Consider the following 9,857-nt stretch of genomic DNA (forward strand, 5'->3'; position numbering starts at 1 on the left):
GACCCGCTTCGGCACGCCCGTCACGATCGCCGCGACCGCGACGGCCAGCACGACGGCCGCGCCCACGAACACGCCAGCCGCGCCGTTCGCGTCGAACACGACGCCACCGGCCGCCGCCCCCGTCGCGATGGCAAGCTGGATCGCCGCGACGATCAGCCCGCCCGCACTTTCGGCTTCATCGGGCACGGTGCGCGTGACCCAGGTCGACCACGCGACCGGCACGCCGCCGAAGGCCATCCCCCACAGCGCGACGAGCACCGCATCGATCATCGGCGCGCGGCCGAGCGCGACGAGCGCGACGGCGAGCACGACCATCAGCGCGGGCATCGCGATCAGCATCGGCCGCAGCCGGTGTTCGAGCACGCGGCCCGCGAGCGACGTACCGACGAAGTTGGCGATACCGTAGCCGAGCAGGATCGCCGACAGGCCGTTCACGCCGACGCCCGCGACCTGTTCGAGGAACGGCCGCAGATACGTGAAGAACGCGAAATGCCCGGTGAACACGAGGATCGTCGCGAACATCCCGAGGCCGACGGTCGGCCGGCGCAGCACGTCGATCAGCGTCCGCAGCCGCGTCGTGCCGCTCGGCGGCAGCGACGGCAGCGTGACGAGCTGCGACACGAACGCGATGCCGCCGAGCGCGCCCGCGATCAGGAACACGTTGCGCCAGCCGATCAGGTGGCCGAAGTAGCTGCCCATCGGCGCGGACGCGATCGTCGCGACCGCCACGCCGCTGAAGATGATCGACAGCGCACGCGGCACCATCGCCGTCGGCACGAGCCGCATCGTGGTGGCCGTCGCCATCGTCCAGAAGCCGCCCAGCGCGACGCCGAGCACGACGCGGCCGATCAGCAGCATCGTCAGGCTGGTCGCGAACGCGACCGCGAGATTCGACGCGACCAGCAACACCGAAAACGCGAGCAGCACGCGCCGCCGGTCGATCGTGCGCGTCACCGCCGAGATCAGGAGGCTCGTGACGAGCGCCACCGTCGCGGTGGCCGTGACGGCCTGCCCGGCGACGCCTTCGGTCACGCCGAGACTCTCGGCCATCGGCGTCAGCAGGCTCGCGGGCAGGAATTCGGCGGTGACGAGCCCGAACACGCCGAGCGCCATCGCAAATACCGCGCCCCAGGCCGGTTCGCGGGGGGCCGCCGTCGCGGCGACAGAGGAAATTCCGGGATTCATGCGTCGTTCCGTGTCGTTTAGGGAAAATACCGATGACGGCGTATCGTAAGGAACCACGGCAGGACGGTCTATGACATACAATCCGCTCTTGTTGATCGATCGTCCGAATCTCGCCATGTCCGAGCCCTTGTCTTCCCCCGCGTCCGACGTACACGACCTCGTCAGCGAACTGCTGCTGGGGATGCGCCTGAGCGGCGTCCAGTACCGCCGCATCCAGGTGGCGCGGCCGTTCGGGCTGAGTTTCGGCGATGCGCCGGGCCGCGCGCAGTTCCATTTCGTCGGGCGCGGGCCCGTGCTGCTGCGCGACGCGAACGGCGAGACGATGCGGCTCGAAGCCGGCGACGCGATCCTGCTGCCGCACGGCGGCATGCACGCGCTGGTCTCCGACCCCGATGCGCCGTGCCGCGAGATCAACGGCTTCGAGGTCGCGAAGATCTGCGATACGGTCGCGTCGGTGGCATCGGCGGGCGCGTCGCCGGCAAGCTGCGCGACGACCGAGCCGGGTGCCGGCGACGCGCTGATCTTCAGCGCGTGCATGGAGCTCGATCTCGGCGGCATGCAGCCGCTCGTCGGCACGATGCCCGAGTTCATGCACGTCGGCACGCTGCTCGCGCGCTACCCGGAAATCCGCCCGATGCTCGATGCGATGGAGCGCGAATCCTGCTCGGCGCGCGCGGGCTTCGCCGGCATCCTCGCGCGGCTCGCGGACGTGGTCGCGGCGTTCATCGTGCGCGGCTGGGTCGAATGCGGCTGCGGCGACGCGACGGGCTGGGTGCAGGCGCTGCGCGAACCGAAGCTCGGCCGCGCGATCGTCGCGCTGCATCGCGATCCGGGCCGCAACTGGAGCGTGGCGGAACTCGCCACCGAAGCGGGCGTGTCACGTTCGGTGTTCGCCGAACGCTTTCTCGCGGCCACCGGGATGACGCCCGTGCGCTACCTGACCGAGCTGCGGATGCGGTTCGCCGCGCAATGGATCACGCGCGACCACGAGACGATCGAGGCCGTCGCGTACCGGCTCGGCTACGGCTCGCTCGCCGCGTTCAGCCGTGCGTTCAAGCGCGTGGTGGGCAAGCCGCCGGGCGCCGTGCGCGCGGACGGCGAGGCGCGCGTCGAAGCGTAAGGCGCGACGTGTCATGCGCCATGTATCGCGCGTGATGCCGGCCGCGGCCGCCGGCAGCAGCCAGCCGTCGCCCGAATCGCCGCCACGCGTGATTGCCGCGCTCAGCCGCTGCGCGCTTCCAGCCTGTCGACCAGCGCCGTCGCGCACTGCACGGCCAGCGCCGCGCACTGCTCCGCATCCACCACCGCGCCGCCGGCAACGGTGCCTTGCACGATCCGGCCCAGCAATTCCTTCGAGAGATCGGCGATCTCGTGATCCCGTTCCGTCATGATGTCCCTCCTGCGCGTTGACCGATGGTCTCCACGCGCTCACATCCCCTGCCCGATCGACGTTCAGCGCCCTTTCGCCCGCACGACGATCTGCGCCTGCGTGTCGCGCTCGATGCGTTCGAGCGACGCGCGCAACGCCGTGAATTCATCCGGCGTACACACCTGGCGGCCGAAATCCGCCGTCATCCGCCGCGAGACCTGCACGACATGCGCGACCGCATCGAATACGTAATGCGACGTGAAGTCGACGAAGCGGTCGTGCACCGCCGTATCGGCCGGCAGGTCGGTCACCGCGACGTCGGCCGGCAGCGCGATCTGGCCGGTCTCGTCGAACGTGCCGCCGATACAGCCCCACGGCTGCGTGCGCACGGGTTCGGCCAGCCAGCTCTCGACCTGCGTCGCGATGCCGCCCGTCAGGCTCGACAGCGCGGGCAACGCGGTCGTGCCATCGGGCCATACGAAATGATCGAGCGTGCCGGAGAGCGTCACGTCGAACGGCCCGTCGGTCACGCGCCGGTCGCTGGTCGACAGTTGCGCGCGGCCGCGCAAGCCGCTTTGCCGCAGACGGTTGTTCGCGAGCTGGACGATGGCATCGGGTGTCGCGCGGCGAAACAGGTTGCGTTCGAGTTCGGCCGTCCAGCCGTCATCCTCGATGTACGCGTGAAACTGCGCAGCGCCCGGCCCGGCCGCATCGATTTCGACGCGCGCGACGCGGCCGCGCGGCTGCGTGGCCGGGGTGCGCGACAGCACGCCCGAATCGACGAGCAGCGCGGGGCGATCCATCACGATGGGCGGCAGATAGCCGAACGCGATGCCGGACGTCGTCGTATCCGCAAAGCGGGCGAGGTCGGGCAGCCACGTGATCGCGTGATTGATCGCCCCGCCGCCGTAACCGGGCACCGACGGCAGCGTGTAGACGGACCCGAGGTTGATCAGCACCGGTTCGCTGCGGATGCCGACCGCCGCGAGCAGCGCACCGAACAGCGCGACATGATCCTTGCAGTCGCCGTAGCGGTTGCGCAGGATGTCGGTGACGCGATGCGGCGCGGCAGCCGTTTCGCCGAGAAACAGCCCGACGTAGCGCACGTTCGCCTGCACCCAGTCGTACAGGATGCGCGCCTTGTCGCGCGGATCGGCGGCGCCCGCGGTCAGCGTGCGCGCCAGTTGCGTCACGGCCGGATCGTCCGTGCCCGGATCGACGGCCGCGTTGCGGTAGCGCGCAGCGAACGCCGCATAGTCGGGCAGCGTCGACACGACGAGCCGGTCGCCGTAGGTCGCGTAACCGACCGCGCCGTTCTCGATGCGGTCGTACGGGCCGTGCCGGTAGTCGAACTCGTAGCGCGTGCGGCCGTTCGCCGTGACCGGCGGCAGCGCGACGTAGCCGCGCGCATCCGCGTACAGCGGCATGTCGGCCGGCAGGTCGAAGATCAGCCGCTGGTTGTCGACCGGCTCGCGCGACGGCTCCACGGTGTAGCCGAAGTAGCCGCGGTTGACGGGCTTCGTGCGGGTCTTGCGGAACGCCACGCGCGTGCTCGACCCGGCTTCGACGCCGGGAAACACGACGGTGCGCAACAGCCCGTCCTGGAACGTCGGCGCACCGGCCGAGCGCGGTTCCTGCACGTCGCGGATGCCGTCCACGCCGACCGGATGCGCGACACCGTCGCGGTCGATCGTCTCGGCCGCGAGCAGGTCCACCTTCTCGAGATTCTTGTCGAACCACACGTAGCGCTGCGCGACGGCATCGATGCCGTTCGCGTTGTTCGCGCGCAGCGTCGAATCGTCGTACTCGTCGAGCGAACCGTCGTGCTGGATCACGAATTCATGGACGTCGCTGACGAGCGTGACGGGCGCCGTGCCGGCCGTGTCTTGCGGCGCGTCGGCGGCCAGGTTCGCGCCCGGGCTCGCACCGGCCGCATGCGATGCGCCGAGCGCAACGGCACATGCCAACATCCAGCCGGCCAGGCCGACAGAAAAGCGCACCACATCGCACCTCGTCGCGGTTCGGAAAACGCGGCCGCGCGGCGGGCAAGGTCACGCGCGCGGCCCTCGTGCTGGCCAGTGTGGGCGACGCGTCCGCACGCGTCAAGCCGGCGCAGGCCGACCTACAATGAGTCATCGATGTGTCATCGCGCGCGGCCGGGAGGCACCATGGAAAGCGCAATCGTGGAAGGCGTCGTCCTGCTGGCATTCGCCGCACTCGCCGCGCTGTTCTTCTTCAAGCGACCGGGGCGCGACCGCGCGCGAGCCAGATTCCATCATCCGCTGCTGCGGCGGCCGAACCGTCCGCATCGGCATCATCGGCCCTGACGGCCGCCAAGGGGCAGTCGCCGGCGGCGCTTGCCGCGTCGCGTCCACGCGGGTGTGCAACGCGGCTGCCCGTCCCGCTGACCGACGTTCATCGGCAGCAGCACCGTCTGCTTGCCGTCGACGTGCAGGCACGCCTGCAACTCGACAGGCGTCTGGTTGTGCAGCCAGGCCGTGAGGCAATTCAAGCGACGGAAGATCAGCTTACTCGCGAAGCACACGATGTTCGAGTGCTCGTCGAGCGTCGACGACGCGAGGTTCATGAATTCGGCGACGGGGTTCGTGCCGAACGCGATCCGGTAGTCGGCCGCGATGCCGCTGCGACGGCAATGCGCGACATCGTTGCCGAGCTTCGGTGATCGCGTGACGCAGCCGTTCGAGATGTTCGTGCCCGTCGTATGCCTTCGCATCGACCTCGCCGACCGCGAGGAAGATCACGTTGCGGAAGTGCCCGGGAAACAGCCGGTAACCCACAGCAGCACGCGCATGCTCGCGCCGCGATGCTTGCCGACCAGCAGCACGGCCGGTGGTTGCGACGGATCGGGCCTGCCCGGCGCGGTCGCCTCGTCGACTTCGGGCGGCTTGCCCGAGAACAGTTCGTCCTCCTTGGCGAGCTGCGTGCGCGTATACGCGTAGCGGCGGTTGATCGTGAAGCACAGCGCGATCACCGCGCTCGTCGCGAGCAGCGACGTCGCGACGCAGTAGCCGCCGCCCGTCGGAAACAGCGCGATCACCTGGTCGCAGCCGAGCGAGATGATGAACACGATGACCGCCGTCGCGAGTGCGAGGAACAATGCGAGCGGCGTGCAGTGCGCCAGCGCGAGGAATGCCTCCTCCGAGCCGTAGCACGACGACGACAGGCCGTCGGCGCCGAGCCCGCCCCAGGCCGGCAGCGGCGTCACGGCGATCGCATGCCGCGTGCGCGGATCGAGGGGGGCGAGCGGCCTGCCGACGAGCAATTGCCGCACCTTCCGGAAGGCGGTCATGGTCCCCTCCCGGAACGCCCGGTGCCACGCGCTGCGTGATCCTTCAAGACTGATCGACGCACTGGTGCGGCGCCAGTCCACATCTTCCACAGGGGCCCCCCGGCGGCCCGGCACCGCTTTCGGCGTGTAAACGAACGACGCCGGCAGCCACGCGCCGGATCGTCCACCTGCACGCACTCGCGCAACACGACGAACCTGCCCCGGCGACCTTCACGGCGATCTTGCCGGCCGCCTTCCCGCGCCAGCCGGCCCCACACGTCGTACCGCCCGATACCGGCCCGCCCCGCTCGCCGCCACTTTCCCCGCACGCCCCGGCGCGACCGGCACCTGCGTCCTGTTCGTGCGTTGTTCCCCGCAATTCGACTTTTGTGCGCGCGCAACAATGGCGATGCCTCGCGCCCGGCGCCCTGCGGGAAACCCGTCTCCCGCTCGGCACCGGGCGCGACGGTCTTCAAAAACCACATCTCTCGAGGACATACCATGCAACTCCAATCCCATCCCGCGTGCCGCCCGTTTTATGAAGCCGGCGAACTCACGCAACTGACTGCCTTTTACGAAGAAGGACGCAATGTCATGTGGATGATGCTGCGATCGGAGCCGCGGCCGTGCTTCAACCAGCAACTCGTAACCGACATCATCCATCTCGCACGCGTCGCACGCGACTCGGGCCTGCCGTTCGACTTCTGGGTGACGGGCTCGCTCGTCCCCGAGCTGTTCAACGTCGGCGGCGACCTGAGCTTCTTCGTCGACGCGATCCGCAGCGGCAAGCGCGACCTGCTGATGGCCTACGCGCGCTCGTGCATCGACGGCGTGTACGAGATCTACACGGGCTTCGGCACCGGGGCGATCTCGATCGCGATGGTCGAGGGCAGCGCGCTCGGCGGCGGCTTCGAGGCCGCGCTCGCGCATCACTACGTGCTCGCGCAGAAGGGCGTGAAGCTCGGGTTCCCCGAGATCGCGTTCAACCTGTTCCCGGGCATGGGCGGCTATTCGCTCGTCGCGCGCAAGGCCGATCGGGGCCTCGCGGAGCAGCTGATCGCGACCGGCGAAGCGCACGCATCCGAGTGGTACGAGGATCGCGGCCTGATCGACCAGACGTTCGACGCGGGTGACGCGTATCTCGCGACGCGTACCTTCATCGACGTGACGAAGCCGAAGCTGAACGGCGTGCGCGCGATGCTGCGCGCACGCGAGCGGGTGTTCCAGCTGTCGCGCTCCGAGCTGATGGACATCACGGAAGCATGGGTGCATGCGGCGTTCACGATCGAGCCGAAGGATCTCGCGTACATGGAACGCCTCGTGATGCTGCAGAACCGGCGCGTGTCGAAGCTGCGCACGGTGTAGTGCGACGGGCGCCGCTTGCGGGCGGCGCCCTTTCATGAACGGAGCTCAGGCGATCAGCCTGAGCTTTCTCGTCTCCGCGAGCCACGCCTCGAATGCCTGTGCCGGCATCGGGCGCGCGTAGTAGTAGCCCTGCGCGTGATCGACGTCGAGCTGCTTGAGGAATTCGGCTTCCGCATGCGTTTCGACACCTTCGGCGATCACCACGAAATTCAGCGCCTTCGCGAGCGACACGACCGAGCGCACCAGCGCCTGCGAGCGCGGATTGCGGTCGATGGCCGTGATGAAGCTGCGGTCGAGCTTGATCGCGTCGAGCGGCAGGCGCGACAACTGCGACAGCGACGAATAGCCGGTGCCGAAATCGTCGAGATGGATCTCCGCGCCGAGCTGGCGGAACTGCCGCATCAGCCCGTTGGCCGCATCCTCGTCCTCGATGAAGCAGCTCTCGGTCAGTTCGATGTCGAGCAGGCCGGGCTTCAGCCCCGCGGCGTCGAGGATCGACGCCATCTGGTGCACGATGTTCATGTCCTGCAACTGCCGCGCGGACACGTTCACCGCGATCCGGATACCGAGCCCCTTCGCCTTCCACGCGGCGGCCTGCGCGGCCGCGGTGCGCATCACCCAGCGCCCGAGCGGCGCGATCAGGCCCGACTCCTCCGCGAAGCGGATGAATTCGATCGGCGCGACGAGCCCGCGATCGGGCGACTGCCAGCGGATCAGCGCCTCGACGCCATGCACGTCGCCGGTCGCGATATCGACGACCGGCTGGTAGTGCAGCACGAACTGCTCCTCTTCGAGCGCCTTGCGCAGGTTCGTGTCGAGCCACATGTACTTCGCGACCTTCTGGTTCATCTCCAGCGAGAACACGCGGTACGTATGCTTGCCCTCTTCCTTCGCGACGTACATCGCGGTATCCGCGCTGCGGATCAGCGTCTCGAGCGAGTCGCCGTGCTGCGGATGCATCGCGATGCCGATCGAGCAGCTCGTGTAGACCTCCATCAGCCCGAGATGGATCGGCGTGCGCAGCCGCTCGAGAATGATCTGCGCGGTCGCTTCGAGCAGCGGCCGCGTGCCGTGCTCGAACAGCACGAGGAATTCGTCGCCGCCGAGCCGCGCGAGCGTCGCGCCGGACGGCAGGCAGCCGCTGATGATCGCCGACACGTCCTGCAGCAGCCGGTCGCCGGTGATGTGCCCGTAGTGATCGTTGACGCGCTTGAAGTTGTCGAGATCGAGGAACAGGATGCCGACCTGCCCGCGCGTCGCGGCGGTTTCGGCGGCGATCGCCGCGTGGATGCGCTCGCTGATCGCATGGCGGTTCGGCAGCCCGGTGAGCACGTCGGTGTTCGCGAGTTCGGTGAGCCGCTGCTGCGCGCTGCGCTCCTCGGTGATGTCGATGCCCGAGCAGATCAGGAACTGCTCGTCGACCCCGCTGCCGCTCTGGACGAACTTGTTGCGGAACTGGAACAGGCGCGGCCCGTTGACCGTATTGATGTAGCGCTCGACCGCGAACGACTGGTTGCTCGCGAAAAAGCCGGTGATGTTGCTGCGCGACTGCGCGCCCTGCTCCGGGCTCATGAACAGCTCGAACGCGCTGCGGCCGATCACGTCGACCTCGCGCTTGCCCGTCACTTCCTCGCACAGGCGGTTGAAGCGCTGCACCATCCCGTTGCGGTCGAGGATCACGACGAGCGAGTTCACCTCCGACACGACCTGCTCGGCGAACGCGAGCCCGTGCGCGAGATCGATCGCGACGGACTCGGCATCGGAATAGGCGGAGGCGGTGCCGGCCCAGTTGCTCGTGTCGACCTTCCGGCCGACGAGATGGAGCCTGACCGGTTCGCCGAACAGCGCGATGTCGAGCACGAGGTGCGACGTGACGCCGGTCAGCGCGCGGATGCTCGCGGCCTGTTCGGCCGTCAGCGCGACGGCGACGTTGGTCAGCCCGCGGACGGCCGCCAGTTCGAGTGCATTGCTGTCGCTGCCGAGACGCCAGCAGGGGCTGCGCGTACCGACGTGCGCCTCGAGCACCGCGCTATCGTTTTCGTCATCCATGGAGACGCCCCGATCCAGAAAAAACGCACAGTGTAGACGGAGGCGAGTCGGCCGACTGCCCTTCCGGGCCGCGCAGCGCGCGCTCCCGGAAGGGCAACCGTGGTTGCCGTGATGATGGGCCTCGTCCCGTACTTGTTTCCAGCTAATGCGACCCGGCGTTCGCGCATGATGCGCGCAGGTTGTGCCTAACGAATGATGAGAGCCATCTTATCAAATGACGATCGAGAATGGCACTCACATTTAGAGCGGAGTGTCAAGGAATTGGGACTCGATTGGCAAGCCGGATTTTTCATGATTGGCAGCCTGCCTGAACGCGGGTGCGACGGTGCGCAACGAGTCTGGCGCGACAGGCTGAACGCCCCACCGGGCGGGCGTTTGCGGCCGATTTCGGAATACGGGGACAGCGATGCGGCGGGATCGTGGCGACAGGGTCGGATCGCGTTCCTGCGATCCGGTTTCCCGTATTTTTTGATTCCGTTCGGGCATTAATGCACGGCTTTATTCCACAGTCCGTTGCAATGTTATCCGCGCGCCGGCGCGGGGTTCCCGCGCCGGTCGCCCACGCCGGTCGCCCACGCCGGTCGCCCGGCTCAGCCCGCC

Annotated in this window: 9 protein-coding genes; 3 read left to right on the plus strand and 6 right to left on the minus strand. The window is 68.4% G+C overall.

Going from position 1 to position 9,857, the window contains the following annotated elements; translation table 11 throughout:
• A partial coding sequence (locus tag DPV74_RS35025; RefSeq protein WP_119338862.1) for an MFS transporter occupies positions 1 to 1,185 on the minus strand: 1,185 nt, incomplete at its 3' end.
• Between the two features lie 70 nt (positions 1,186 to 1,255).
• On the opposite strand from DPV74_RS35025, the gene DPV74_RS35030 reads away from it, so the two are divergent.
• Entirely contained in the window at positions 1,256 to 2,305 is a 1,050-nt protein-coding gene (locus DPV74_RS35030; RefSeq protein ID WP_119338860.1) for an AraC family transcriptional regulator, read from the plus strand.
• 101 nt (positions 2,306 to 2,406) lie between these two features.
• Here the strand turns inward: DPV74_RS35030 and DPV74_RS35035 are convergent, their stop codons facing one another.
• Together DPV74_RS35035 and DPV74_RS35040 are read right to left on the minus strand one after the other, a co-directional pair.
• Positions 2,407 to 2,574, minus strand: coding sequence for a hypothetical protein (locus DPV74_RS35035; RefSeq protein WP_021161681.1), 168 nt, complete (start codon positions 2,572 to 2,574; stop codon positions 2,407 to 2,409).
• 63 nt (positions 2,575 to 2,637) lie between these two features.
• Entirely contained in the window at positions 2,638 to 4,524 is a 1,887-nt protein-coding gene (locus DPV74_RS35040; protein ID WP_119338863.1) for a DUF3857 domain-containing transglutaminase family protein, read from the minus strand.
• A 198-nt stretch (positions 4,525 to 4,722) separates the two neighbouring features.
• Between DPV74_RS35040 and DPV74_RS35045 the strand changes: the two genes are divergently transcribed.
• Positions 4,723 to 4,881: a hypothetical protein gene (locus tag DPV74_RS35045; RefSeq protein WP_021161679.1), complete on the plus strand. Its 159-nt coding sequence runs from the start codon at positions 4,723 to 4,725 to the stop codon at positions 4,879 to 4,881.
• On the opposite strand, the gene DPV74_RS42190 is transcribed toward DPV74_RS35045, so the two are convergent.
• Both DPV74_RS42190 and DPV74_RS42195 read right to left on the minus strand, forming a co-directional pair.
• Positions 4,869 to 5,288, minus strand: coding sequence for a hypothetical protein (locus DPV74_RS42190; protein WP_374709011.1), 420 nt, complete (start codon positions 5,286 to 5,288; stop codon positions 4,869 to 4,871). The genes DPV74_RS35045 and DPV74_RS42190 overlap by 13 nt on opposite strands.
• 24 nt (positions 5,289 to 5,312) lie before the next feature.
• The gene (locus DPV74_RS42195) at positions 5,313 to 5,864 is read right to left on the minus strand and encodes a hypothetical protein (protein ID WP_374709012.1); all 552 of its coding nucleotides are present in this window, start codon (positions 5,862 to 5,864) and stop codon (positions 5,313 to 5,315) included.
• Positions 5,865 to 6,344: 480 nt separating this feature from the next.
• Here DPV74_RS42195 and DPV74_RS35055 point away from each other — a divergent pair, with 480 nt between their 5' ends.
• Complete coding sequence (locus tag DPV74_RS35055; protein WP_021161677.1) at positions 6,345 to 7,208, plus strand: crotonase/enoyl-CoA hydratase family protein; 864 nt, start codon at positions 6,345 to 6,347, stop codon at positions 7,206 to 7,208.
• A gap of 45 nt (positions 7,209 to 7,253) precedes the next feature.
• Here the strand turns inward: DPV74_RS35055 and pdeR are convergent, their stop codons facing one another.
• Entirely contained in the window at positions 7,254 to 9,257 is a 2,004-nt protein-coding gene (pdeR, locus tag DPV74_RS35060) for a cyclic di-GMP phosphodiesterase (protein ID WP_060171402.1), read from the minus strand.
• Between the last annotated feature and the right edge of the window lie 600 nt (positions 9,258 to 9,857).

Source organism: Burkholderia sp. HAN2018, assembly GCF_024704855.1.
GTDB lineage: Bacteria > Pseudomonadota > Gammaproteobacteria > Burkholderiales > Burkholderiaceae > Burkholderia > Burkholderia cepacia.